Origin of the sequence: Nocardioides daphniae, from assembly GCF_004777465.1 — a bacterium.
Classification (GTDB): Bacteria; Actinomycetota; Actinomycetes; order Propionibacteriales; family Nocardioidaceae; genus Nocardioides; species Nocardioides daphniae.
Window position 1 is genome coordinate 492907 of the sequence record NZ_CP038462.1, and the last position, 23315, is coordinate 516221.

Sequence of the window (23315 nt, forward strand, 5' to 3'; positions counted from 1 at the left end):
CAAAGGAACCCAGATGTCCGTTCGCAGGTTGTTCGCCGGCGTGGCCGCCACGTCGGTCCTCGTCTCGACGGCGGCCCTCGTGGCGCCGGCCCAGGCCGACCCCGCCTTCACCCCCGTCGCCAGCGACGTCGTCGGCGCCGGCTCCGACACCTCCATGTACGCCCTGAGCTACCTGGCCGAGGGCCACGGCGGCCTCACCGGCTACAACGCCGGGCGTACGACGGGACGCCTCGTCTCCTTCGACGCCAAGACCGTCGACGCGACCGGCACCCAGACCAACTCGGCCACGGTGACCCTGGTCCAGGGCGCCAGCCCGATCACCCGTCCCAACGGATCGGGCGCGGGCAAGAGCCTGCTGCACGGCGCCGGCAACAACCCCGACGTCGACTACGCCCGCTCCTCCTCCGGCCTCAACGCCGCGGAGAAGTCGGCCAACCTCCAGGCCTTCCCGTTCGCCAAGGACACCCTCGGCATGGCGGTGGCCGCCACCTCCAACGCCCCGGTGACCCTCACCCCGGCCCAGATCGTCGGCATCTACGCCGGCGACATCACCGACTGGAGCGCCGTCGGCGGCAAGGCCGGCACCATCGTCCCGCTCATCCCGCAGGCCGGCTCCGGCACGCGCTCCTTCTTCGAGGGCGAGCTGACCACCATGAACAGCGGCGTGAAGGTGACGCTGAGCAAGGCGGTCAAGGAGGTCCAGGAGCACGACGACTCGCCCGTCAAGGACGACCCCAACGCCGTCGCGCCCTTCTCCGTCGGTCGTGCCGGCCTGCTCGGCACCCTGCGCGTGACGAAGGGCTTCGAGGCCGCCCGCGCCCTCTACAACGTGGTCCGTCAGGCCGACGTCGCCAAGCCCGAGATCACCTCGATCTTCGGCCCGACCGGCTTCGTCTGCTCCCCGGCCGCCGCACCCCTGATCGCCGACGCCGGCTTCGAGCAGCTCCTCAGCCAGGCCGAGGGTGGCGCCTGCGGCGTCGCGACCCAGGACGCGCCCAGCCTCGCCACGGCGCTCGTGGAGACCAGCACCACCGTCGCCGCGGTCTCCAAGGTCGCCGGCGCGCTGGAGATCACCGCCACCGTCGGTGGCGGCGGTGCACTGAAGCCGCAGGGCCTGGTCGAGTTCACCGTCGACGGTCGTGACGCTGGCACCGCGCTGCTGAGCGGCGGCAGGGCCACCCGCACCGTCACCGGCCTCTCGGCCGGCACCCACACGGTCAAGGCCACCTTCGTGGCCGACGAGGGCACCGTCTTCTCCGGCTCGGTGAGCAGCGAGGGCACCTTCACCGTCGCCGGCCCCAAGGCACCGGTCCTGGTGAAGTCCAGCCTCAAGGAGACCTTCAAGGCCACCAACGCCAAGGGCAAGCGCGCCAAGGGCGCCGTGGTGGTCACCCTGGCCAACAAGAAGAAGGCGACCGGCACGGTCGTCATCCGCGACGGCAAGAAGGTCGTCGCGAAGGGCAAGGTGAAGAACGGTCGCGTGACGCTCACCCTGAAGAAGCTCGCCAAGGGCAAGCGCACCCTCGTCGCCACCTACACCGGCCCCACGTCCGTGAAGGGCTCGACGCTGCGCTTCGTCATCCGCCAGCGCTGACCCTCACCGGCGCCGACCCGCGCCACCCCACCGGGCGGGTCCGGCCGGCCACGAGCCGCGCCGGGCCCGCCCACCCGCACCCCACCTCGTACGACTGCAAGGACGCACCCATGACGCTCGACGACCGCACCACCGTCCTCCCGCCCGTGCCGCCGCAGGCGCCTGCCGCCCCCGGTGCGCCGCTCGACGGTGCTGACGGACGCTCGCTGGCCTCCCTCGAGGCGCGTGAGGTCACTGCCTGGTTCGGCGACCGGAAGGTCCTCGACCGGGTCTCGCTCACGATGCCCGCGGGGCGGATCACGGCGCTGATCGGGCCGTCCGGCTGCGGCAAGTCGACCTTCCTGCGCATCCTCAACCGGATGCACGAGCTGGTGCCGTCGGCCGCGCTGGCCGGTGAGGTGCTGCTCGACGGCGACGACCTCTACGACCCGCAGTTCAAGCTGACCGATGCCCGCCGTGCGGTGGGGATGGTCTTCCAGAAGCCCAACCCCTTCCCGGCGATGTCGATCCGTGAGAACGTCCTGGCCGGCCTGAAGCTGACCGGCACCAGGGCCTCGCGCAGCGACAAGGACGACCTCGTGGAGCAGTGCCTGACCCGCGGCGGGCTGTGGAACGAGGTGAAGGACCGGCTCGACGCGCCCGGCGGCGGGCTCTCCGGTGGGCAGCAGCAGCGGCTCTGCATCGCACGCTCGCTGGCCATCAGGCCGAAGGTGCTGCTGATGGACGAACCGTGCTCCGCGCTGGACCCGACCTCCACTCGCGTCATCGAGGAGACGATGAAAGAGTTGGCCCAGGAGGTCACCATCGTCATCGTGACGCACAACATGCAGCAGGCCGCGCGGGTCTCCGACCAGTGCGCCTTCTTCCTCGCTGCCCACGGCACCCCCGGAGTCATCGTCGAGCACGGTGACACCGAGGCGATGTTCTCCCGTCCGCGCGACCAGCGCACCGCCGACTACGTGCACGGTCGGTTCGGGTGAGGGCTGGCGTCGCCCTCACGGTGGTGGCCGCGCTCGTGGGGCTCGGCGCCACCGGCGTGCTGGCCCAGGAGTTCCTGGCCGACCGCTCGGCCTCGGTGACCGGGCAGCAGGTCCGGGCGGGCGCCGCCCTGCCCGTCACCCCGCAGGTGAGCCGTCCGGTCGCCGCCTCGCGCGGCGGGAGGGGCCGGTTGCCCCAGGTCGACGCGAGCTGGGCCGCACGGGCCGCGCAGGCCACCGGGATCCCGGTGCCGGCCGTGACGGCGTACGCCCGGGCGACGCTCGCTGCCCCGAAGCGCTGCGAGCTCGGCTGGACCACCCTGGCCGGCATTGGCTGGGTCGAGTCGCAGCACGGCACGATCGGCGGTCGTACGCTCGGCCGCGACGGCCGCTCCTCCTCGCCGATCCTCGGCCGGCCCTCGACGGCGGTGAGGGCCTGGCGGCGATCCGCTCCACGGCGCAGACCGCCGCGCTGCACGGCAACCCCACCTGGGACCACGCCATGGGGCCGATGCAGTTCATCCCGTCGACCTGGAGCCGGTTCAGCCGCGACGGCGACGGCGACGGCGTGAAGGACCCGCACGACATCGACGACGCCGCCGCGTCCGCTGCCGCCTACCTCTGCTTCGACGGCCACGACCTGACGACCTCGTCGGGCTGGAACGCCGCGATCTTCTCCTACAACCACGACAACGGCTACGTGAACGCGGTGTACGCCGCGGCGAACCGTTACGGGCTCGCCGTCCAGTGAGCTGACTGGAGTTCTGCAGTCACCAGATGACTGGAGAACTCCACCGAAGCTGATGGGAACCGGTTCTCCACAGCGACCAGTGGCGCGCCAGCGGGACAGGGCTCGCGGAGGCCACGCTGGCCACATGTCGCTGCCGCCCGAGCTCCTCGCCCTCGCTGGTCCCCAGGACGGGGTCGTGAGCCGCGCGCAGCTGGTGGCTGCCGGGCTGGGGGACCACGTCGTACGTCGGCTCGTGCGCCGTCGACTGCTGGCGCCGGTCCACCGCGGGGTCTTCGTCGACCACACCGGCACGCTCACCTGGCGCCAGGCGGCGTGGGCCGCGGTCCTGCTCACAGCGCCGTCGGCCCTCGACGGCTGTCCGCGCTGCGCGCCTCGGGCCTGCGGACGGCCAGCACGGACGGGCCGATGCACGTCGTGGTCGCGGAGGAGAGGCGGCTGGTGCCGCCACCCGACATCGTCGTACGACGCGGGCGTGACCTCGGGCCTCGCGTGCTCTGGGCAGCGAGCCCGCCTCGGCTGCGCACGGAGGAGGCGGTGGTGCTGGTGGCTTCACAGGCAGTCGATGACCGTACGGCTGTCGGCGTCCTGACCGATGCCGTGCAGACGCGTCACACGACGGTGGAGCGGTTGCGTGCCTCCTTGGCCCGACGGGATCGGTGGTCGCGCCGGCCCCTGATGGAGGACGTGCTCGACGGACTGGAGCACGGGGCGGACTCCGTGCTGGAGCACGCATACCTGCGGCGGGTCGAGGGCCTCCACGGGTTGCCGCGCGGCGTACGACAGGTCTCGCTGGCCGGCCCCGACCGGTGCGACGTGCCGAGCGGCAGCAGGTCATCGTCGAGCTCGACGGGCGTGCGTACCACTCCGTTGCGCGCGACCGGTTCCGCGACCTCGAGCGGGACGTCGCCTCGACCCTGGCCGGGCACGTGACGGTCAGGCTCGGCTGGGGTCAGGTGCTCGGGGCGCCCTGCGACACAGCGCGGCGGGTGGGGGAGCTGCTGGGTGTACGCGGCTGGGCCGGGACAACGCGGCGGTGCGCGCGGTGCAGCGGGTGACGCGCCTCTGACTGGAGTCCTGTGGTCACCAGGTGACTGGAGAACTCCACCGAAGCGGCTCCGCCGGGCTGAAATGCCGAAGGGCCCGACCGGAGTCGGGCCCTTCGGTGCTTGTGGGCAGGGGCGGGGTCGAACCGCCGACCTTTCGAGTTTCAGTCGAACGCTCGTACCAACTGAGCTACCTGCCCAAGCGGGTGAAACCATACATGAGCCCGCGGAGGTTGCGAAAACGCGGTCGGCCCCGTTTGGGGAGTTGATCGAGCGGCCCCTATGCTGTGAAGCGTTGCTAGCCCCCATCGTCTAGCGGCCTAGGACGTCGCCCTTTCACGGCGGTAGCACGGGTTCGAATCCCGTTGGGGGTACGACCCGGAAGCGGTCAGGGCCCCCGATTGGGAAGTCCGGACGGGGATGGGTTAGAGTTCCACTCGCTTCGCAAGGAGCAAAACAGCAAGACAAGCAAGGCCCTGTAGCGCAGTTGGTTAGCGCGCCGCCCTGTCACGGCGGAGGTCGCGAGTTCGAGTCTCGTCAGGGTCGCCAGCCTCAAGGCCCGCTCTTCGGAGCGGGCCTTGAGTCATTTCTGGCCGGCTTCCGGCACCCGGCGGCGTACGTCGTCGTGGGACGCCCTGACTAGGCTCGCGGCGTGGAGTTCACCGACGTCACCGCCCGGGAGTTCGACGCGCTCGTGGAGGAGGCCCTGGACGCGGTTCCGGCCGAGCTGGCCGGCCTGGTGCGCAACGTCGTCGTCCTGGTCGAGGACGAGGCGCCCGACGACGACCCGGACCTGCTGGGCTACTACGACGGGCTCGCGCTCACCGAGCGGCCGGCCAACCACTCAGGCGCGCTGCCGGACCGGATCCTGCTCTTCCGCCGTCCCCTGATCGAGATGTGCGAGGACCGCGACCACCTGGTGGAGGAGATCGGCATCACCGTGGTGCACGAGATCGCCCACCACTTCGGGATCGACGACCGGCGGCTGCACGACCTGGGCTACGCCTGAGGGAGCCTCAGGAGGCGTGGGCGCGGCCGTCCTCGTGCTGCGACCACGAGGTGGGCTGCTCGCCGTCGGCTTGGCGCAGGAACTCCGTCAGCAGCCAGTGCTGGAGCTCCACCTGCTCCGGCGTACGGGCCAGGGAGAGCAGGCGCTGGTTGCGGCAGAACGAGTCGGCCAGCTCGAACATGTCGAACATGGTGCGGAAGATCTGGCTGGAGCGCGGGGAGGCCACGAAGGTCAGGTCGGCGCGGTCGCCGCTCTTGAGCAGCGCGGCCGACATGCTGTGCAGCGAGGACGGCGGGAACTGCTTCTCGAACGTGGCGAACATCTGCGAGAGGTCGCCGGCCAGCGGGTAGTCGTGGTCGTGCGACAGCGCCAGCAGGCGCAGCTCGCGGCGCAGGTTGCTGTACTGGGTGATCGTGCTGAGGAAGAGCGGGACGTCGACGTCCTTCAGCTGGACCGACATCGAGTCGGGCAGCGGCGTCCACTCGGAGTCGGGGTCCTCTACGCCGTCGATGATCCCCGGCGGGTAGTGCTCGTGGACGGCGCGGGCCGGCTCGAACCAGACGACCTTGCCGCGCATTTCCACCGACGCACCCCAGGCGGTCGACGACATGGCGACCAGGGCCAGGCCCCGGCCGTTGGTGGTCAGGAAGGCGTCGTCGTCATCGTGGTCGACGTGCTCGCGGAACGGGTCCGACGGCAGGACGGGCGGGCGCCGGGAGCCGTCGTACACCTCGATGCGCGGGTGGTGGACGGTGCCGCGCACGCGGACGCTGAGCGGGCCCTCGCCGTGCAGGATCGCGTTGGTGACCAGCTCGGAGACACCCAGCTCGGAGCACTCGACGAGGTCGTCACGCCCGAGCTCCCGGCACACTTGGACGACCCAACGGCGCGCCGCGGCGACGGACGTCGGGGATGCGTCCAGCTGGAGTGCTTCTTTGTTGAGCGGCACAGAGGTCCTCGGGCAGTTCGGGGTGTGGAACGCTGCGGCTGGTCAGGCCAAGCATGGCCCATCTTCCCCTCCCGAGATGGGGGCAAACCTCCGGGCCGCCTCCTTTGTACCTGAAGGAGACCCGTTCCTCACGTGTGACAAGCACTACGGGGTCAGGAACTTGGGTGGCACGTCTGTTTGGGGTGAGACTGGGAACTTAACGTGTGCTCGCCAGTCTCAGGAAAGGCACCATCGCATGGCCACCCCGACCGACCACCGTCCGGATCGTCACCGTGTCGTCGTGATCGGCTCCGGGTTCGGGGGGCTCTTCGGCGCGAAGGGTCTCAAGGGCGCGGACGTCGACGTCACCGTGATCGCCAAGACCACGCACCACCTCTTCCAGCCGCTGCTCTACCAGGTGGCGACCGGCATCCTGTCGGAGGGCTCCATCGCGCCGCCGACCCGCGAGGTCCTGGCGCACCAGGAGAACGCGAAGACCTTGCTCGGCGAGGTCATCGACATCGACCTGGAGAAGAAGCTCGTCACCTCCGAGGTCCTCGGCCGCCGCACCGTGACCGAGTACGACTCGCTGCTCGTCGCCGCCGGCGCGACCCAGTCGTACTTCGGCAACGACCACTTCGCCACCCACGCCCCGGGCATGAAGAGCATCGACGACGCCCTCGAGCTGCGTGGCCGCATCTTCGGTGCCTTCGAGATGGCCGAGCTGGGTGCCAGCAAGGGCGACAACGTCGACCACCACCTGACCTTCGTCGTCGTGGGCGCCGGCCCGACCGGTGTGGAGATGGCCGGCCAGATCGCCGAGCTCGCGCACCGCACGCTCAAGCACGACTTCCGCGCGATCAACTCGCGCTCCGCCCGCGTCGTCCTCGTCGACGCCGCGGCGCAGGTGCTGCCGCCCTTCGGCGCCAAGCTCGGCGAGAAGACCAAGAAGGAGCTCGAGAACCTCGGCGTCGAGGTGATCCTCGGCGCCATGGTCACCGACGTCGACGAACGCGGCCTCACCATCGCCTTCAAGGACGGCCGCACCGAGCGCATCGACTCCGTGGCCAAGATCTGGGCCGCCGGCGTGCAGGCCTCCTCGCTCACCAAGACCCTCTCGGAGCAGACCGGCGCACCGCTCGACCGTGCCGGCCGCATCGCGGTCAACCCCGACCTCACGCTCCCGGGCCACCCCGAGGTCTTCGTGGTCGGCGACATGATCAGCCTCGACAACCTGCCCGGTGTCGCGCAGGTCGCGATCCAGGGCGCGAAGTATGCCGCCAAGGAGATCGACGGACGCCTGAAGGGCAAGGCGCCGCAGGGTCCCTTCAAGTACTTCGACAAGGGCTCAATGGCGATCATCAGCCGCTTCCGGGCGGTCGCGATGATCGGCAAGCTGCGTCTCAGCGGCCTCATCGCCTGGCTGATGTGGCTCTTCATCCACCTGCTCTACATCACCGGCTTCAAGGGCCGCATCACCGCGCTGCTGCACTGGGCGATCTCGTTCATCGGCCGGGGTCGCTCCGAGCGCACCACGACCGTGCAGCAGATCTTCGCGCGTCAGGCGTTGCAGCGGCTCGAGGGCGGCGCGGCCGACCTGGTCTCCGAACCGGGGGAGTACGACGCCAACCGGCTCGAGGAGGACCGTCGCGCCGAGCTCGAGCAGCAGGCGGCCGAAGAGGCCCGCCTCACCGACGCCAACGAGCGGGGCGCCAAGACCCGCTGAGCCGGCGAGGGTGCATGCTGGGGGCAGGACCGCACGATCCCAGGAGGCCTCATGAACGGCACGTCCCTGACCACGCTCGTCGACGAGCTCCTCGCCGCCGCGGGTGAGGCGAAGGCCGGCCGCAGCGCGCGGACCCTGCACGGGGGGCGCGAGCACGAGCTGCGCCAGACCGTCATCGCGCTGAGCGGCGGCAAGAGCCTCGGCGAGCACGACAGCCCGGGCGAGGCGACGCTGCAGGTGCTGCGCGGCCGCGTACGCCTGCACGCCGGCGGCGAGACCTGGGAGGGCGCGGCGGGCGACCACCTGGTGCTGCCGCTGGTCCGCCACGACCTGGAGGCCGTGGAGGACTCGGCGGTCCTGCTCACCGTCGCCGTGCTGGGGCACGCCGACGACGAGTGAGCAGGCCGACGTACGTCAGTCGTGCTGGTGCAGCTTGGCCGCCTCCTCGGGCGGCAGGTCGCGCACCCAGCGCGGCAGGATGAAGAGGCCCTCGGCCTCCGCGCAGACGCCCTGCTCGGAGGTGATGGTGCCGGCGGTCCAGGTCTTGACGCCCTCGGTGCGGTCGTACCAGGCCTCGATCCGCAGCGGCGTGTTGAGCTTGGTGGGCAGCTTGTAGTTGATGCTCAGGTTGGCGGTCAGGCCCGGGCGGCCGCTACGGACCGCGATCTCGCCGAGCGCCTGGTCGAGCAGCATCGCGATGACGCCGCCGTGCATGTGTCCGGGCGGCCCCTCGTAGAGCGCGCCGGGGGTGAAGTCGGCCCACAGCCGGTTGCCGTCGTCGGAGTAGGTGAAGTGCAGCGGCATCGCGGCGGCGTTGCGCAGTCCGACGACCGTGTTGCCCCAGCCGGCCACGCCCATGGGGCCGGTGCAGTGCTCGCCGTGGGTGCCGGGGATCTGGTCGGCGGCCAGGCGGGCGGTGATGGCCTCGATCTCTGCCTGCGCGGCGGCGATCGCCTCGGCTCCGGCGTTGGTGCGGAGCGTGGCGTCGGCCAGGTCCCGGACGCTCTGGGTGAAGGTGGTGTAGAGCTCGGGGGAGACGCTCTGGGGGGAGTCAGACATGGGCTCGATTCTAGGTCGCGGCACGCCTGGGCCCTGCCTCCGCGAGCTCCACTGCAAGCGAGATCACACGCGTACGCCGTTGCTGCACGCTCCTGTCACACCCGGGCCGGTATTCGGGTGGAGTCCTGTCGGTGGCCGGTGGTCTCATGAGGACATGGCTCCCGTTGAACTCGTCGCTCCCGACCCGCGTCTGCACCGTTCGTGGACGGAGGTGGTCGCGGAGTTCGGCGGCGTCGGCGCCACGATGCACGGGTCGGGCTGGCTCTTCGAGAGCTTCGAGGACGTCTCGCTCGCCCGGCTCGAGCGGCTCGTCGAGCAGCTGCGACGCGACGGGGAGGGCCTGCCGTGGACGGGCGGGGTGGTGAGGTGCGACTACCTGTGGATCGTCGAGGGCGACGAGCTGGTCGGCTTCCTGGCGCTGCGGCACTCGCTGACCGACGCGCTGCGTCGCGACGGCGGCCACATCGGCTACGCCGTACGTCCGTCCCGCCGCGGCGAGGGGATCGCGACCCGGGCGTTGGGGCTGGCGCTGGAGCGGTCCGCTGCCCTGGGGCTCGACCGGGTCCTGCTCACCTGCGACGACGACAACGAGGCGTCGTGGCGCACGATGCTCAGCCACGGCGCGGTGCTGGAGGACGTGGTCGACGGCAAGCGGCGCTACTGGATTGCGACCGGGCGGTGAGGGGGCGCGCGGCGCGGGGATTGTCGATCCATGAAGTCGAGTAATAAGATCGACTAAAAGTTTTCCGGTTCGAGGAGTGGATCTGTGACATCTCGTGACGTCGCGCACTGCAGTCGCCCCAAGATCGTCGTGGTCGGGGCCGGCGCGGCGGGCACGCTCGCTGCGATCCACCTGTTGCGCACCGCCGGTCGTCGCTCCACCGGGATCGACATCGTGCTGGTCGACCCGGCCGACCGCTGGGGTCGTGGGACCGCTTTCGGCACCCCCGACAGCGCCCATCTGCTCAACGTCGTCGCCGCCGGCATGAGTGCGCTCCCGGAGGACCCCGGCCACTTCGTCGCCTGGCTCGACCGGGAGCTGCCCGAGGCGGTCGACCCCCACTCGTTCCAGCCGCGCCGCAACCTTGCGCTCTACCTCGACGACACCCTCGCCGACGCGCGCGCCTCGGCCCCGCTGGCCGGGCTGCACCACGTCCGCGCCTCGGCCACCGAGGTGCGCCGCACCGCCTCCGGGGTCGCCGTGCGCACTGACGACGGCCGCGAGATCGAGGGCCAGGCCCTCGTCGTCGGCACCGGCCTGCCGACCGTCGGCCACGCCTGGGCGCCGCAGGCGCTGAAGGACAGCCCCTTCTTCGTGCCGGACCCGTGGGCGCCGGGCGCGCTCGACGTCGTACGCCGTGACCGCACCGGCCCCTCCGACGTCCTCATCGTCGGCACCGGCCTCACCATGGTCGACGTCGTGCTCAGCCTCACCGGCCCCGACGCCCGCCCCGACCGCGCGCTGCACGCCATCTCGCGCAGCGGCCGCCTGCCCAAGGCCCACCTGCAGGTGCCCAAGCTGGCCACCATCCCCGACATCTCCGACTGGGGCTCGTCGCTGGCCGAGATCCGCGCGGCTGCCCTGCGCCACGTCGAGGGCGTCCAGGCCTCCACCGGCGACTGGCGCCCGGCGATCGACGGCCTCCGCTTCCAGGTCGCCGCGCTGTGGGGCCGGATGAGCGAGGAGGACCGCCTCGAGTTCGTCCGCACCGACGCCGGCGCGTGGAACGTCGCCCGCCACAAGATGTCGCCGTCGAGCAACGCCCGTCTGCACGAGCTGTGGCGCGACGAGAAGCTGGTGACGACTGCGGCCGAGGTGCTCGAGGTCGAGCCGCTCTCCCGCGGTGGCCTTGCCGTCACTCTCTCCGACGGCCTGCGTCGCGAGGTCGGCTGGGTGGTCAACTGCACCGGTCCGCAGACCGACGTCCGGCTGCTGAAGAACCCCTTCCTCGACGACCTGCTGCGTCCGCGCGCGGGAGCGGCGCTGGCGACGATTGCGACCGCAGGCATGGGCGTACGCACCGACGAGGGCCGCCTGCTCGACGCCAACGGCTACTCCGACGCGCCGATCTGGACCCTCGGCGCCCTGCGCCGCGGCGAGCTCTGGGAGTCGACGGCCGTGCCGGAGATCCGGTCCCAGGCGCTGGCCGTGGCCACCCAGGTGCTCGACGCGGTGGCTCCGCTGCCCCGCAGGCTCGAGGACGGCCGCGTCGTCGGGGGCCACCACCCGGTGGCACGGCCCCGCGACCCGCTTGGCCTGCCGCTGTCGACGACGGCGGAGGCCGCGGCGTCGTACAACGCCGGGCTGGAGCGGCTGATGCTCCTCCAGGACGGTGCCGAGGACCTGATCCGCGAGGCCACCGAGCTCGACCCGACCTTTGCGCTCGCCCACGCGGCGCTGGCGATGCTGGGCCATGAGTCCGGGGCGCACACGGACGTGGCCGCCTCCCTGTCGGCCGCGCAGGAGGCCGTGCTCAAGCGCGGCGACGACCGCGAGGCCTCGCTGGTCGACGTGATCACCCGTCGCGTCTCTGACGTCCGCAACTCCGGCGCCCGGGCGCTGATGAGCCACGTCGCCAACTATCCGCGTGACGTGCTCGCGGTCTCCGCAGCGGTGCCGACGATCGCCTTCTCCGGCGTCGTCGACGTGCAGCGCGAGGCGTGGGACCTGGTCGAGGGGTTGGCGCCGGCCTACGGCGACCACTGGTGGTACATCTCGCTGCTCGCCTTCACCCGCCAGGACCAGGGCCGCTTCGACGAGGCCGGCCTGCTGGCGGAGTCGGCGCTCTCGTGCGAGCCGTCGTCGGGCCACGCGGTGCACGCCCAGACCCACGTGATGTACGAGACCGGTCAGCACGACGCCGGTCGCGTCTGGCTCGACCACTGGGTGCAGGCGAGCGGCCGCTCGGCGTCGCACCGCGCCCACTTCGCGTGGCACTCGGCGCTGCACGACCTCGCCCTCGGTGACACCGAGGCGCTGCGGGGTCGTTACTACTCGCAGCTCGCGCCGCCGACAGTGACGGGCGTCCGTTCGCTCATCGACTCCGCCTCCCTGCTGTGGCGCTGGCGGGTCGCCGTCTCCGACTGGGACACCGCCGCGTCGGGGCTGGCCGTGCCGCCGGCCTTCGTCGGCGAGACCCCGCCCCCGCCGATCGCGCCGGTGCTCGACGTGGTCGACGAGGCGTTGCTGCGGGCGCCGCAGACGCCGTTCGTGGCGCTGCACGCCGCCTTCGCGATCGCCGCGACGGGTGACGGTGACCGGCTGGAGGCGCTGCGCCACCACTGCGTCGGCTCCGGTGACCCGGTCATCGAGGGCATCGTGCTGGCCGTCGTCGAGGGGCTGCAGGCCTTCCTCCGCCAGGACTGGACGACGGCCGCCGCGCTCCTCGCCGACGTGCAGCCGATGCTGGTGCGCGCCGGGGGCTCGGCCGCGCAGCGCGAGATCGTCGAGGAGACGATGCTCCACGCGCTGGTGCGCGCCGGTCGCCAGCAGCAGGCGAGCGACCTGCTGCACTCCCGCCTGGACCGCCGCCCGTCGCCACTTGACCAGCGCCGTGCGGCCACGTTGACGCCGGGAGCGCTCAGCGTCTGACGTCGTACGCCGCCCCGTCAGGGACGAGGGGCGGGCGCGCTCAGGCGCCACACAGGTCGGCCGGTTAGGCTCCGTCGCGGCGACCCCGCCCCGAGACCTGTCGACTGACCAGCGTGGCTGGTCGTGAAGGAAGAATCCCGTGCTGCTCGTCCTCTTCGGAATCGCCGCCCTCGTGGTGGCCGGCCTCATCACCCTGCCGCTCGCGAAGAGCGCCGGCCCCGGCCGCGTCGCTGCCTTCGCCGTGCTCGCCCTCGTCGGCGTCACCGGCGTGCTCTTCCTCGACCACGAGGGCCTGCTGCCCGGTGCCGAGGACGCGGACGCGAAGGACCAGGCCGCGCTCGTCTCCGAGCACGGTGAGGAGACCCGCGACCGCATGGTGACCGAGCTGGAGAAGGCCGCCGGCGTCAAGGTCCTCCAGGCGCCCAGCGTCGACGCGCTCGCGGAGACCAGCAGCCCCACCATCTGGCGCCTCGAGCAGGGGCTGACCCTGCTCTGCGTCACCAGCGACTTCCCGACGATGGCCGAGATGGCCTGCTACGGCCCCGACGCGATGGTCGGCGAGGGCGTGACCGTCGTCGGCGCCGAGGGCGCTGAGCACGCCGACGAGGACCACGCCGAGGAGGACCACCTCGACGAGTCCGGCGAGGTCGACCCCGAGACCGAGTCCGGCGCAGCCGGCTGACCGAGAGGCACGCCATGACCTACGAGAACGTCACCCTCGACCCGACCGCCAACGTCTACTTCGACGGCGCCTGCGTCAGCCACACCTTCTTCCTCGCCGACGGCACCCGCAAGTCGGCCGGCGTCATCTTCCCGTCGACGCTGGAGTTCGGCACCGAGGCGCCCGAGGTCATGGAGCTGCACGGCGGCTCCTGCAAGGTGCAGCTGCCCGGCAGCGAGGAGTGGACGACGTACGCCGCGGGCGAGTCGTTCTCCGTGCCCGGCAACTCGTCCTTCGGCATCGAGGTCACCGAGACGCTGTCCTACGTCTGCCACTACGGCTGACGCCGCACGCACACGAACGGGGAGTGTTCGGGCCACCAGGTGGCTCGAACACTCCCCGTTCTGCGTCGGTAGGCCCCGTGGGACTCGAACCCACAACCAACGGATTAAAAGTCCGGAGCTCTGCCAATTGAGCTAGAGGCCCGAGGTTCCATTCTTTAATCGACGGAACGTAACTACCGTGAGGCGGAGCCTACCGGTGTGGGTTCGCCGGTGGGTTCGCTACTCCCACGGACCGACTCTGAACGTGCTGGGAGCCCAAGCGGGTCCGATTCGCAGACAATGTCACCCTCTACCTCGCGCGACACGAGGACACCGAGGTCAGTGACCCGCATTGTGCGGTGTCTGGTGGCAGGCTTCGTCCATGGCACTTGAGATGGGGCTGTGGCGGGCGGATGGAAACAAGTTGGATCGGATCAAGCCAACGGCCATCGGACTGGAGTCTCAACTTGAGGCGTACATCGAGTCGGATCCCGCGATCCTCGGTGTCAGCCTGCTCGTGGTGGGACGTCAGGTAGCCACGGCGCACGGCGGCTACATCGACCTCCTCGCTGTGGACGAGACCGGCACGGTGCACGTTCTTGAACTCAAGCGTGACAAGACTCCACGCGATGTCACGGCCCAAGCCCTCGACTACGGGTCGTGGGTGTCAGCGCTGTCGCACAGTGACATTGTGGCGATTTGGAACGCCTACAAGCCCCACCAGCCGTTCGAGGTGGCGTTCGCTGAGGCGTTCGGCGGCGCGCCTCCCGAGGACCTGAACGCCTCGCAGGTGTTCACCATCGTTGCAGCTTCCGTGGACGCGGCAACCGAACGGATCGTCCGGTTCCTAAACGAGGGCTACGGGATTCCCATCAACGTGGTCTTCTTCCGCCACTTCGAGGATGGCGGCAACCGATATCTCGCCAGGACGTGGTTGGTGGACCACGAGGTGCAGTCGACGAAGAGTGGCTCTGCGGGCAAGCAGGTCAAGTCCAAGGAACCATGGAACGGCCAGGACTGGTACTGCTCGTTCGGGGACGACGGGACCAGTCGCAACTGGGACGACGCCGTCGAATACGGCTTCGTGTCTGCCGGTGGCCAGTCGTGGTATTCCCGCACCCTGAAGAACCTGCCTGTGGGCGGCAGGGTGTTCGCCTGCATTCCCGGCAGCGGGTACGTCGGCGTGGGCACCGTGACCGGCGCCGCTGTCCGCTTCGATCAGTTGAATGTGGACACTGACAACGGACCCGTCCGTTGACTTCACTGCCGCTGCGTGGCGATTACTCCCGGCCTGGGGACGAGGATGACGACGTCGCAGAATGGGCGGTCCCCGTCGAGTGGGTCCACACTGTCCCAAGGCGGGCGCCGTGTGGCAGAAGGGGATGTTCGCGAACCAGAACTCCGTCGCCAAACTTCGTCAAGCCTTCACCATCGAGCGGGTCAGTACGGCGTTCGGTCTCGACGACGACTGATGTGGGAACCCAGCAGTTTCCGGGCGGGTGTACCCCTCGAGGCATCCCCCGGCTCGCCGTGCTGCCGTACTCGTGCGCCAAGACGGTCAGCGATGGCCGGGGTGCTTGGGCGGCAGCAGCGACCAGCCGTCGACGCTGGCAGTGCGCCCACGCCACAGGGGAACACGCTGGGCTGACTCTCCGGGCGACGAGATCTTGGCGTGGGCCAGGTGGAGCCAGCGCGCGCGTTGGACGGCGGGATCTCGGTCGAGCCAGTTCGTGTGGTCGATTGAGTGCTGAGACGGATCCGCCGTGCCCAAACCGTGTCGCAGGAATCCGGCGTGCGAGCCCATGTCGGTGTCGTAGGCAGCCAGTTGCTCGTCCAAGGTCTTCAGGTACTCGGCGACGGTGATGATCGTGCCGAGCACCTGTAGCCCGCCAACAGCAATGACACGCGCCAACCGGCCGCAGCCAGGGACTCCAAATGCCCGAGCAAGGGATCGCAATTGTCGTCGTCATGTCTGAACCACGCGGTCATCGGGTCGGTCACGACTCGATTGTGCTCGTTTCCAGCTCATGGCGCGCACGATCAAGTCATCCCGCTACGGAAACATCGCCTGCCTCGGTGACGAACCAGACCTCGATGGCCGCTGCACGAAGAGAGGAGGCGGTTTCCTCGTAGAGCCGCTGGTAGACCGGGAAGTCCGGGAAGCACATCACCGAACGGCTCTCGGGCTCCCGCGTGCGTAGTCGCATTGCTGGGACGAGTGCGTGGGAGTACCACTTCTTGGCCTGCTCGACCGGTGTCGTCGGCTTCACGAGTCCCTTCTTCGGGCCAGTGACGTAGAAAGGAGACGGGAAACCCTTGACCTCGACCCCGAGGCGCTCGTCGCCCCGTTCGGCGATGACATCGACGCCAGGCTCGCGAGTCCTGGTGTTGGCCGCCCGGACGATGTTCCAACCGTCGTTCTTGAGCCACTCGACGAGTAGGGACTGGGTGTGTTCCTCGGAGTGCCACTCGAACCCCGGTTCGTCCGGTCCGGGACCGGCTCCGCCGGTCTCTCCTGCGCTCCCCGCGCTCATTTGGCGAGCCGTTGGGGCCGTCTGGTCGACGCGCCACTTTTCGATCTCATCGTCTGTCGCTCGGCGAAAGACGCCACGTTCGACTCTGGCGAGGAACGGCTCTCGACCCGACGCCCATGAACGGTTGCCGACGTTCCAGGATGCGTTACGCATGTGCACGCGAAGAGTGTTGTCGTTCGTTCCTGGGTAGTGGCGAGCAAACCAACTGATGGCTTCCTGCGACGAGAAAGCATCCGTCTGTGTCGCAGCGTACTCCCTCAATCGTCCCCACACAGTTCCGGTCGCGTTGGTCATGAAGGCAGAGTGGCACGTCCGCGGGCCAGTCGGCTTTGTGTTTCACGACCACATGCCGCCGTCCAGTGGCTTCGCGCCGTCGGCACGGCAGACGCCTCGCGTTTCCCTCAGGGGTGACCGGCGTTCGAGTGCCTGCACAGCGGCGGCACGTGGCTACCGGCCGCCGTCGAATGCGGTCAGCTCGGCAGAGTCAGCGGACCCGAGCCCAGCCCGGGTGGCATCGGCAATCCGTACTTGCGGGACAGGTGGACCGTCTGGCCATATCGAACTGACGTCTTGGCCAAGGAGGCGAGAACGGTGCTGTTGATGCCTGCCGAGGTGACCACCCCGATGGCGGGCATCTTTGCCACGACCTTCTGGATCGGCACGTGCTGCCCGTTCCCCATCTGCTTGAGAAGCCGCTCGGTGGCCGCTGCAATGCGGTGGTCGTTGCGGAACTTCTCACTCCACCTGACACGACCCGCGCCAGCCTTGAAAGCGTCGTTGGCCCCCTTGACAGCACCAGTCTTGGGGGCTTGGGCAACCCATGCCTTCGTCAGCATTCGTTCGAGGTGATGCCGCTCCGATTCCTTGGTGGGATCAAGACCGTAGGCGTGCGACGCGCGGGTCGCGACCGCCGTGGACAGGGCGTGCATCACGACCAGGTCGGCCCCGATCGCAGCGACGGAACCGGCCACGGGGATGAAGGTGAGCGCCCCCATCGCGCCTCCCTCCACCGCTCCGATGGCACGAGCTTGGAGGGAGAACCTGCGGGTGAATCCGTCCAAGTGCTCAAGGTCGAGAGCTGCGAGGTCCGCCACGGATCCGACCTCGCGGCCGGACGCACGGTGGTAGTCGATCACCGTGGCCGGGTTGGTCAGCTCCTGGACGGTCTCGGTGACGAGCTCCAGTAGACCGAGAACTCCCTTCACAGTTGGCTCCAGCGCCGCGCCAACCACGAAGCCGCCGGCAGTCTTCACCACGTCGGGCGTGTGGTCGCTGATGTATCCGCCAGCCGTCGAGGCGACCTCCTTTGCCTTGGAGGAAGCTGCCCCCACTGCGTGGTCAACCTTCGGCGGAAGACCGCGTCGGCTCGTCTTGCGCTCCCAGAAGACGTGGAGGTCGCTCCATGCCTGGGTTTCGTAGGTAGACATGTCGCTGCGGTTGTCCATGGTCGGTACATAACCACACGGATGCAGGGGAGTTCTGGCAAACAGCTGTCCCAACGACTTGGCGACGGAGGACGACACCAACAGCCGCTCCCTGCGTGCTGGGCTGAACCGCCTTCCGCGAGCGGAGCCCCGTCACGGGAAGCGCCACACCACCCCCGCGGCGCCGCCCCCACGGCGTACGGGCTCGGCCACGGCGGTCGTGCGCCCGCGGCGGTCGAACTCGATCGCGGTGGCCGCCCCGATCTCGGGCGAGCTGGTGAGGCCGTCGCCGACCGGTACGAGGGTGTGGCCCAGCGCGGTCAGCGGGGCGCCGTAGCGGGCGATGAAGGCCGGCTCGGCGGCCACGTTGGCCGTGTTGCGCGGCGTCGCGCGCGGCGCCGCGATCGCCTCGGGGATGCTCATGCCCAGGTCGATCCGGTTGACCAGCATCTGCAGCACGGTCGTGATGATGGTCGAGCCGCCGGGCGAGCCCAGCGCCAGGAACGGCTTGCCGTGACGCAGCACGATCGTGGGCGACATCGACGAGCGCGGGCGCTTGCCGGGCTGGATCCGGTTGGGGTCAGCCGGGTCGTAGACGGTCGAGAAGTCGGTCAGCTCGTTGTTGAGGATGAAGCCGTGGCCGGGCACGACCTGCCCCGACCCACCGGTCTGCTCGATCGTCAGCGTGTAGGCCACGACGTTGCCCCACCGGTCGGAGACGGTCAGGTGCGTGGTCGAGATGTTCTCGGTGTCCGCGTCGAGCTCGCCCGCCCGGCCGCGGCGTCGCACTCACCGTCGTACGAGGTCACGTCGCCCGCCGGCACCGGCTTGGGCAGCGCGGCGTCGGGGTCGATCTCGCAGGCGCGCTCGTCGGCGAACCGCTGGCTCAGCAGGTCGCGGACGGGCACGTCGACGTACGCCGGGTCCCCGACGTACTTGCCGCGGTCGGCGAAGGCCAGCGCACCGGCCTCCAGGTAGTGGTGCAGCGCCTGGGTCTCGCCGAGCCCGCCGACGTCGAAGCCCTCGAGGATGTTGAGCGCCTCACCCACGGTCGTGCCGCCCGAGGAGCTCGGCGCCATCCCGTAGACGTCGTAGCCGCGGTAGCCCACCCGCGTGGGGCGCTGCTCGACCACGCGGTAGTCGCGCAGGTCCTGCGTCGACATGAAGCCGGGCGGCACCGGCAGTGCCGTCCCCGCACTCGTACGCGGCTCGCGCACCACGTCGACCATCAGCTCGGCCAGCGCACCCCGGTAGAAGGAGCGGACGCCCCGGGCGCCCAGCATGCGGTAGGTCCGCGCCAGGTCGGGGTTGCGCAGCGTGCTGCCGACCTGCGGGGCGTCACCGCCGGGCAGGAAGAGCTCGCTGGTGGCCGGGAACGCCTCGAAGCGCACCTTGTTGTCGAGCGTCTGCTGGCGGAAGGTCTGGTCGACGACGAAGCCGCGCTGGGCCACCTTCACCGCGGGGGCGAGCGCCTTGCGCAGGCTCATCGTGCCCCACTTGTCGAGGGCCCGCTGCCAGGTGGCCGGGTGCCGGGCACGCCGACCGAGACGCCGCTGGTGACCAGCTCCGGGTGAACCGGTAGGGCTGGCCGGTGGCGGGGTCGATGAAGGCGTCGTTGGGCATCGCCGCGGGCGCGGTCTCGCGACCGTCGATCGTGGAGACCCGCCTGGTGCGGGCGTCGTAGTGCACGAAGTAGCCGCCGCCACCGAGGCCGGCGCTGTAGGGCTCGGTGACGCCCAGGGTGGCGGCCGCGGCGACGGCGGCGTCGGTGGCGTTGCCGCCCTTGCGCAGCACGCCGAGGGCGGCGTTGGTCGCCTCCGGGTCGACCGTGGAGACGGCACCGCCGAAGCCGCGCGCGGTGGCGACCTTGGGTGGCTCCTGGCCGGGCGGGTGGTGCGGGCCGTGGCGCCCGTGGGCGTCGGCGGTGACCGGGCTGAGGAGCAGGCCTCCGAGGCCCAGCGCGCAAGTGGCGGCCAGTGCGGTGCTGCGGGTGCGGACGGACGTCGACATCGAACTACCTCCCGAGAAAGTGGCTCGTCCACCGTCCCTCAGCCGGGTCGACCTGTCCACCCCCTGAGGCGGCTTGCGCCGCTCCCACGTGGCGAGGGGGGGGGGGGTCAGTCGTCGTCCATGTTGCGCGCGGTGCGGATGTCGTCCATCAGCTCGTGGATCCGCTCCCACTCGGCCTTGTCGACGGGGTCGTTCGACAGGCGCAGGCTGGCCAGGTACTGCTCGATGGCGGAGTTGGGCTCCGAGGCGTTGACCCGGTGCGGGTTCTGGGCCATCCAGTCGGAGAAGCCCGGCGGCTCGCCGTGCTCGCCGACGTAGATCGTCCACGCGAGCATCTGGTGCTGGGCCTCCTTGCTCCAGCCCTTGCCCCAGTTCTCGTAGTTCTCGTTGGCCTTCTCGCCGGCCTCGATGAGCGCCTTCAGCACGCCGTAGATCTCGCTGCCGACCGGCACCTTCTCGATCGCCTTGCCGACCGCCGCGTCCATCACCGCGACGAACACCGGCCCGTAGTCGACCTCGGTGCCGTTGAGGTCGAGCACACCCAGCAGGTAGCCGACCTCGTTGGCGATGCCGCGGTCGCTGGTCTCGCCGCGCGACGCGATCAACTGCTTGATGACGTCGTTGACGTCGACCCGGTCGCCCAGCTGCTTGAAGATCCGGGCGACCTCCTCGTGGTCCACGGTCGAGTAGTTGCTCGCCAGCATCGAGATGAACTCGGGGTTAGTGAAGTGCGTGGCCATCCGGTCGAGCAGCTCGTCGTGCAGCGGGGTGTTGAGCCCCTCGTGCACGGAGTGGATGAGCGCGGCGGCGGCGTACGGGTGCTTCTGCTCGACAGCGGCGGCGAGGATGTCCTGCCAGACCTGCTCCTTGATCCGCCAGGTGTCCTGGTGGAAGGGCCCGTCGTCGTGGTTGGACCAGCCGTCGCTGATCAGCCCCTCGGCGATCCACTGGGCGGTCTCCGGGTCGATGGTGTTGAGGAAGGTGGCGAGCCGGTCGGGGTCGATGTCGCTCGACCAGGCCTTGGCCATCTCCTCGAAGCCGCCGTACCTGCTCTGCAGCAGCCGCTCGGCGGTGTCTGGCGTGGGGTTGTTGGCCTCGTACTTGCTGTTGTTCATCCGGTCGAGGAAGGCCAGGCCGATGACCTGGAGCCGCGAGTCGGCGTAGTCGGAGCCGAGGATCATGCCGAAGCGCGGCGCGGAGCCGTCCGGGGAGCGGCGAGGTCGGAGGCGAACTTCACCACGGTCGCGTCGTCGAACTGGGTCAGCCCCGCCGCGATCGCGTCGTTGAACTTCTCCAGCGACCTCGCCCAGTCCGCGGGGACGCCCTGACCGTCGAAGAGCGGGTTCATCGACTGGTCGATCTTGTCGTAGAGCTCGTTGAGGCCGTCGGGCCCCAGCGCCTCCACCAACGCCCTCGTGTAGTGCGGGTCGCCGTGCTTGCCGCCCATCCGCTCGAGCAGGGCGCGCACCGCGGCCGGGTCCTCGAGGTAGGGCTGGTCGCCGAGCAGCTCGTCGAGGGCGGCGAGGTCGTCGGCCGCCTCCTGGGCACCCTCCGCAGCATCCTGCGCCGCCAGCTCGGCTATCTCGGCCTTGCGCTTCTCGGTCGCGAGCAGCATGGCGTCCATGGCGCTGAAGTCGAGCGTACGAGGCATGGAGCCGGTGGAGCTGTAGTGCGCGACCTCCTCCGGCGTCACCTTGACGATGAGCGCCTCGTCGACGGCCTTGCCGGTCTGGCGGGTGGCGTGCGCCAGCCACTGCTTGGTGAGGCTGAACGACCGCGTCAGGTTGGTCTGGTCGACCCGGCGGGTCTCGGCGGCGGCGCTGATCGCCCCGGTACGGATCTGGTCGATCTCGTCGCGGATGCCCCGGTTGAGCGGGCTCCCGTCCTTGGGCTTCGCGCCCTCGAGGTTGCGGGTGCGGGCGCGGTCGGCGGCCCGGACGGCGTCGTCGTACGCGGTCTCGGTGTCGTCCCACTTGCGGTTCATCGAGGCGACCTGGTCGATCGCCTCCTCGTAGTCGGCGGCGAGGTCGCGCAGGGCCTGGGCGGCGGCGCGGAACTTCGGCGCGAACTTCTGGAGCTGGCCACCGAGCGCCGTCATCTCGCCCTTGATCGACGCCGCGGCGTCGCCGGTCCACGACTGGCCGATCTCGTCAGGGGTGGCGGAGAGGGTGGTGCCCTTGGCGGCGACAGTTTCGGCGGTGGCGTCCATCGTGCGCGCGGTCGCGCGCAGCTTCTCGGGGTGGACGTCGAGCTGGAAGTGGTCGGTCACGCCGCTCACCCGCTCGTGGCGTGGTCGCCGTCGAGCCGGTCGAGGTCGACCTCGAGCTGGTTGGTGTTGCCGGCGATGATGCGGGCCGAGTCGATGCACTGGTCGAGGAAGGCGCGCCACGACACCCGGAAGGCGTCGGCCCCCGGGTCGATGGCGCCGGAGAACTCTCCGGCCCCGGCCGTCATCTGCTGGCTCAGGCCGTTGATGGAGCCGCGTACGCCGGACAGCTCGTCCTCGGCCTTGTGGAAGCGCTTGACCACCTTGGCGGCCGCTTCCTTCGACATCGTGATCGCCACGGCGGGGAACATACCGCGCGCGAGGGCCGGTGAAACCTCCTCCGTGCCAGAGGTGGACGCACGCGTCGCGGCGCAATCGGCCCCGACGCCACGCCTCGCTAGGCTGCCGGAGGAAAAGTCTCATGAGCGCCGTTGCACCACAACGGCGGAACCCCCGGAAGGGAACCCTCTTGTTCACCACCGTCCTTGCCCTGGTGCTGCTGCTCGCGGCCGTCGCCATGTTCGCCGCCGGGAAGTCGAAGGGGAGCGGCCGCAAGCTCGCCGTCCTCCCGCTGGTCGCCGCCGTCGTCCTGCTGGGCCTCGCCTGCACCACGATCATCCAGGCCAAGAACGTCGGCGTGCTGACCACCTTCGGCAAGCCGACCCGGTCGCTCTCCTCCGGCCTGCACGTCAAGGCGCCGTGGCAGAAGGTCACCGAGCTCGACGGCACCAAGATCACCAACAAGTACACCGGCGACGAGCGCATCGAGGTGCGCATCGGCGACGGCACCACCGCCGCGGTGGAGACGGCGATCCGCTGGTCGATCGTGGCCGAGAAGGCCGACGAGATCTACGCCGACTACCGCAGCGACGACGTCAACGAGAACGTCCGCGAGGCGCTCGTCGAGACCGTCTTCAAGAACGCCATCAACGCGGTCTTCGGCCAGTACAACCCGACCGCCGAGCTGGTCACCGTCGACCCCAACTCCGACAAGCGGCTCAACTTCGTGCCCGACTACGTCGGCTTGGCCGCCGAGGTCACCGAGTCGATGAAGAAGCGCGTCGCCGACTCGGGTGGCTACGTGAAGATCGAGTTCGTCACGATCTCCGGCATCTCGCTCTCGCCCGAGACGCAGAAGAAGATCAACGAGTTCCAGGCCGAGGTCGCCCGCACCCAGGTCGCCCTGCAGGCCGAGCGCACCAACCGCGCCCAGGCCGCCGCCAACAAGGCGCTGTCGAACTCGGTCAGCGACAACCCCAACGTCCTCGTCTCGCGCTGCCTCGACACCCTGCAGATGATGGTCGAGAACTCCCAGCCCGTTCCGGCCGGCTTCAGCTGCTGGCCCGGCTCCGGCTCCAACCTGGTGCTGGGCAGCGGCAACGCCAAGAACTGAGCCGCCCACACCTGACGCGACACCC

The 23315-nt window shown here is 70.1% G+C and carries 25 protein-coding genes, 4 tRNA genes and 1 pseudogene; 16 read left to right on the forward strand and 14 right to left on the reverse strand.

Annotated elements, in window-relative coordinates:
- Positions 1-13 precede the first annotated feature (13 nt).
- From E2C04_RS02375 to E2C04_RS19140, 4 genes are all read left to right on the forward strand, one after another.
- Positions 14-1594 carry an Ig-like domain repeat protein gene (locus E2C04_RS02375; protein ID WP_135831390.1) on the forward strand — a complete coding sequence of 527 codons (1581 nt, stop codon included), beginning with the start codon at positions 14-16 and terminating at the stop codon, positions 1592-1594.
- Between the two features lie 110 nt (positions 1595-1704).
- On the forward strand, positions 1705-2574 hold the full coding sequence (locus E2C04_RS02380) for a phosphate ABC transporter ATP-binding protein (protein WP_135831391.1): 870 nt from the start codon (positions 1705-1707) through the stop codon (positions 2572-2574).
- Entirely contained in the window at positions 2571-3143 is a 573-nt protein-coding gene (locus E2C04_RS02385; protein WP_238694402.1) for a hypothetical protein, read from the forward strand. The genes E2C04_RS02380 and E2C04_RS02385 overlap by 4 nt, the downstream gene beginning before the upstream one ends.
- A complete protein-coding gene (locus E2C04_RS19140) occupies positions 3083-3322 on the forward strand; it encodes a lytic murein transglycosylase (protein WP_238694403.1) in 240 nt (79 codons plus the stop codon). The genes E2C04_RS02385 and E2C04_RS19140 overlap by 61 nt, the downstream gene beginning before the upstream one ends.
- 19 nt (positions 3323-3341) lie before the next feature.
- Here the strand turns inward: E2C04_RS19140 and E2C04_RS17565 are convergent, their stop codons facing one another.
- Entirely contained in the window at positions 3342-3605 is a 264-nt protein-coding gene (locus E2C04_RS17565; RefSeq protein WP_158630562.1) for a hypothetical protein, read from the reverse strand.
- A 122-nt stretch (positions 3606-3727) separates the two neighbouring features.
- On the opposite strand from E2C04_RS17565, the gene E2C04_RS17570 reads away from it, so the two are divergent.
- On the forward strand, positions 3728-4252 hold the full coding sequence (locus E2C04_RS17570; protein ID WP_158630563.1) for a hypothetical protein: 525 nt from the start codon (positions 3728-3730) through the stop codon (positions 4250-4252).
- A gap of 239 nt (positions 4253-4491) precedes the next feature.
- Here the strand turns inward: E2C04_RS17570 and E2C04_RS02400 are convergent.
- A tRNA-Phe gene (locus E2C04_RS02400) sits at positions 4492-4565 on the reverse strand.
- Positions 4566-4666: 101 nt separating this feature from the next.
- On the opposite strand from E2C04_RS02400, the gene E2C04_RS02405 reads away from it, so the two are divergent.
- The 3 genes from E2C04_RS02405 (at position 4667) to E2C04_RS02415 (ending at position 5374) form a co-directional block, all read left to right on the forward strand.
- Positions 4667-4739: transfer RNA gene (locus E2C04_RS02405), tRNA-Glu, on the forward strand.
- 98 nt (positions 4740-4837) lie between these two features.
- Positions 4838-4914: transfer RNA gene (locus tag E2C04_RS02410), tRNA-Asp, on the forward strand.
- Between the two features lie 103 nt (positions 4915-5017).
- Positions 5018-5374 carry a metallopeptidase family protein gene (locus tag E2C04_RS02415; protein WP_135831394.1) on the forward strand — a complete coding sequence of 119 codons (357 nt, stop codon included), beginning with the start codon at positions 5018-5020 and terminating at the stop codon, positions 5372-5374.
- Positions 5375-5381: 7 nt separating this feature from the next.
- Here E2C04_RS02415 and E2C04_RS02420 read toward each other — a convergent pair whose 3' ends face one another.
- Positions 5382-6323: an ATP-binding protein gene (locus tag E2C04_RS02420; protein ID WP_135831395.1), complete on the reverse strand. Its 942-nt coding sequence runs from the start codon at positions 6321-6323 to the stop codon at positions 5382-5384.
- Positions 6324-6558: 235 nt separating this feature from the next.
- On the opposite strand from E2C04_RS02420, the gene E2C04_RS02425 reads away from it, so the two are divergent.
- Both E2C04_RS02425 and E2C04_RS02430 read left to right on the forward strand, forming a co-directional pair.
- Positions 6559-8028, forward strand: coding sequence for an NAD(P)/FAD-dependent oxidoreductase (locus E2C04_RS02425; RefSeq protein WP_135831396.1), 1470 nt, complete (start codon positions 6559-6561; stop codon positions 8026-8028).
- 51 nt (positions 8029-8079) lie between these two features.
- Complete coding sequence (locus E2C04_RS02430) at positions 8080-8427, forward strand: cupin domain-containing protein (RefSeq protein ID WP_135831397.1); 348 nt, start codon at positions 8080-8082, stop codon at positions 8425-8427.
- Between the two features lie 15 nt (positions 8428-8442).
- Here the strand turns inward: E2C04_RS02430 and E2C04_RS02435 are convergent, their stop codons facing one another.
- Complete coding sequence (locus E2C04_RS02435; protein ID WP_135831398.1) at positions 8443-9087, reverse strand: PaaI family thioesterase; 645 nt, start codon at positions 9085-9087, stop codon at positions 8443-8445.
- Positions 9088-9241: 154 nt separating this feature from the next.
- Here E2C04_RS02435 and E2C04_RS02440 point away from each other — a divergent pair, with 154 nt between their 5' ends.
- From E2C04_RS02440 to ppnP, 4 genes are all read left to right on the forward strand, one after another.
- The gene (locus E2C04_RS02440) at positions 9242-9769 is read left to right on the forward strand and encodes a GNAT family N-acetyltransferase (protein WP_170213480.1); all 528 of its coding nucleotides are present in this window, start codon (positions 9242-9244) and stop codon (positions 9767-9769) included.
- 84 nt (positions 9770-9853) lie between these two features.
- The gene (locus E2C04_RS02445) at positions 9854-12679 is read left to right on the forward strand and encodes an FAD/NAD(P)-binding protein (protein ID WP_202977863.1); all 2826 of its coding nucleotides are present in this window, start codon (positions 9854-9856) and stop codon (positions 12677-12679) included.
- Positions 12680-12818: 139 nt separating this feature from the next.
- A complete protein-coding gene (locus E2C04_RS02450; RefSeq protein ID WP_135831399.1) occupies positions 12819-13361 on the forward strand; it encodes a hypothetical protein in 543 nt (180 codons plus the stop codon).
- Positions 13362-13375: 14 nt separating this feature from the next.
- Positions 13376-13684 carry a pyrimidine/purine nucleoside phosphorylase gene (ppnP, locus tag E2C04_RS02455; protein WP_135831400.1) on the forward strand — a complete coding sequence of 103 codons (309 nt, stop codon included), beginning with the start codon at positions 13376-13378 and terminating at the stop codon, positions 13682-13684.
- Between the two features lie 69 nt (positions 13685-13753).
- On the opposite strand, the gene E2C04_RS02460 is transcribed toward ppnP, so the two are convergent.
- Positions 13754-13826, reverse strand: a tRNA-Lys gene (locus E2C04_RS02460).
- Positions 13827-14045: 219 nt separating this feature from the next.
- On the opposite strand from E2C04_RS02460, the gene E2C04_RS02465 reads away from it, so the two are divergent.
- Entirely contained in the window at positions 14046-14921 is an 876-nt protein-coding gene (locus tag E2C04_RS02465) for a PDDEXK family nuclease (RefSeq protein ID WP_202977864.1), read from the forward strand.
- Positions 14922-15221: 300 nt separating this feature from the next.
- On the opposite strand, the gene E2C04_RS02470 is transcribed toward E2C04_RS02465, so the two are convergent.
- From E2C04_RS02470 to E2C04_RS02500, 9 genes and pseudogenes are all read right to left on the reverse strand, one after another.
- Positions 15222-15542: a hypothetical protein gene (locus E2C04_RS02470; RefSeq protein ID WP_135831401.1), complete on the reverse strand. Its 321-nt coding sequence runs from the start codon at positions 15540-15542 to the stop codon at positions 15222-15224.
- A gap of 166 nt (positions 15543-15708) precedes the next feature.
- Positions 15709-16491 (reverse strand): DUF7669 domain-containing protein, encoded by a 783-nt coding sequence (locus tag E2C04_RS02475; protein ID WP_135831402.1) that lies wholly within the window; start codon positions 16489-16491, stop codon positions 15709-15711.
- Positions 16492-16667: 176 nt separating this feature from the next.
- A complete protein-coding gene (locus E2C04_RS02480; RefSeq protein ID WP_135831403.1) occupies positions 16668-17642 on the reverse strand; it encodes an EcsC family protein in 975 nt (324 codons plus the stop codon).
- A gap of 132 nt (positions 17643-17774) precedes the next feature.
- Positions 17775-18410, reverse strand: a complete 636-nt coding sequence (locus E2C04_RS20640) for a gamma-glutamyltransferase (protein ID WP_170213481.1) — start codon at positions 18408-18410, stop codon at positions 17775-17777.
- Positions 18344-19108, reverse strand: a complete 765-nt coding sequence (locus E2C04_RS20645) for a gamma-glutamyltransferase (protein ID WP_170213482.1) — start codon at positions 19106-19108, stop codon at positions 18344-18346. The genes E2C04_RS20640 and E2C04_RS20645 overlap by 67 nt, the downstream gene beginning before the upstream one ends.
- A gap of 100 nt (positions 19109-19208) precedes the next feature.
- Positions 19209-19631 (reverse strand): annotated as a pseudogene (locus tag E2C04_RS20650) (gamma-glutamyltransferase); the annotation flags it as partial.
- 107 nt (positions 19632-19738) lie between these two features.
- Positions 19739-20812: a hypothetical protein gene (locus E2C04_RS02490; protein ID WP_135831404.1), complete on the reverse strand. Its 1074-nt coding sequence runs from the start codon at positions 20810-20812 to the stop codon at positions 19739-19741.
- Positions 20809-21900 (reverse strand): WXG100 family type VII secretion target, encoded by a 1092-nt coding sequence (locus E2C04_RS02495; protein WP_135831405.1) that lies wholly within the window; start codon positions 21898-21900, stop codon positions 20809-20811. The genes E2C04_RS02490 and E2C04_RS02495 overlap by 4 nt, the downstream gene beginning before the upstream one ends.
- A gap of 5 nt (positions 21901-21905) precedes the next feature.
- Positions 21906-22196, reverse strand: coding sequence for a hypothetical protein (locus tag E2C04_RS02500; protein WP_135831406.1), 291 nt, complete (start codon positions 22194-22196; stop codon positions 21906-21908).
- Positions 22197-22366: 170 nt separating this feature from the next.
- Here E2C04_RS02500 and E2C04_RS02505 point away from each other — a divergent pair, with 170 nt between their 5' ends.
- Positions 22367-23290 carry an SPFH domain-containing protein gene (locus tag E2C04_RS02505; protein ID WP_158630564.1) on the forward strand — a complete coding sequence of 308 codons (924 nt, stop codon included), beginning with the start codon at positions 22367-22369 and terminating at the stop codon, positions 23288-23290.
- Positions 23291-23315 lie beyond the last annotated feature (25 nt).

What these genes read in the sequence shown, in the direction of transcription:
- E2C04_RS02375 (WP_135831390.1), top strand. Translation starts at nt 14, where the DNA reads ATGTCCGTTCGCAGGTTGTTCGCCGGCGTGGCCGCCACGTCGGTCCTC.
- E2C04_RS02380 (WP_135831391.1), top strand. Translation starts at nt 1,705, where the DNA reads ATGACGCTCGACGACCGCACCACCGTCCTCCCGCCCGTGCCGCCGCAG.
- E2C04_RS19140 (WP_238694403.1), top strand. Translation starts at nt 3,083, where the DNA reads ATGCAGTTCATCCCGTCGACCTGGAGCCGGTTCAGCCGCGACGGCGAC.
- E2C04_RS17570 (WP_158630563.1), top strand. Translation starts at nt 3,728, where the DNA reads ATGCACGTCGTGGTCGCGGAGGAGAGGCGGCTGGTGCCGCCACCCGAC.
- E2C04_RS02425 (WP_135831396.1), top strand. Translation starts at nt 6,559, where the DNA reads ATGGCCACCCCGACCGACCACCGTCCGGATCGTCACCGTGTCGTCGTG.
- E2C04_RS02430 (WP_135831397.1), top strand. Translation starts at nt 8,080, where the DNA reads ATGAACGGCACGTCCCTGACCACGCTCGTCGACGAGCTCCTCGCCGCC.
- E2C04_RS02435 (WP_135831398.1), bottom strand. Translation starts at nt 9,087, where the DNA reads ATGTCTGACTCCCCCCAGAGCGTCTCCCCCGAGCTCTACACCACCTTC.
- E2C04_RS02440 (WP_170213480.1), top strand. Translation starts at nt 9,242, where the DNA reads ATGGCTCCCGTTGAACTCGTCGCTCCCGACCCGCGTCTGCACCGTTCG.
- ppnP (WP_135831400.1), top strand. Translation starts at nt 13,376, where the DNA reads ATGACCTACGAGAACGTCACCCTCGACCCGACCGCCAACGTCTACTTC.
- E2C04_RS02465 (WP_202977864.1), top strand. Translation starts at nt 14,046, where the DNA reads ATGGCACTTGAGATGGGGCTGTGGCGGGCGGATGGAAACAAGTTGGAT.
- E2C04_RS02475 (WP_135831402.1), bottom strand. Translation starts at nt 16,491, where the DNA reads ATGACCAACGCGACCGGAACTGTGTGGGGACGATTGAGGGAGTACGCT.
- E2C04_RS02480 (WP_135831403.1), bottom strand. Translation starts at nt 17,642, where the DNA reads ATGGACAACCGCAGCGACATGTCTACCTACGAAACCCAGGCATGGAGC.
- E2C04_RS20645 (WP_170213482.1), bottom strand. Translation starts at nt 19,108, where the DNA reads ATGAGCCTGCGCAAGGCGCTCGCCCCCGCGGTGAAGGTGGCCCAGCGC.
- E2C04_RS02490 (WP_135831404.1), bottom strand. Translation starts at nt 20,812, where the DNA reads ATGATCCTCGGCTCCGACTACGCCGACTCGCGGCTCCAGGTCATCGGC.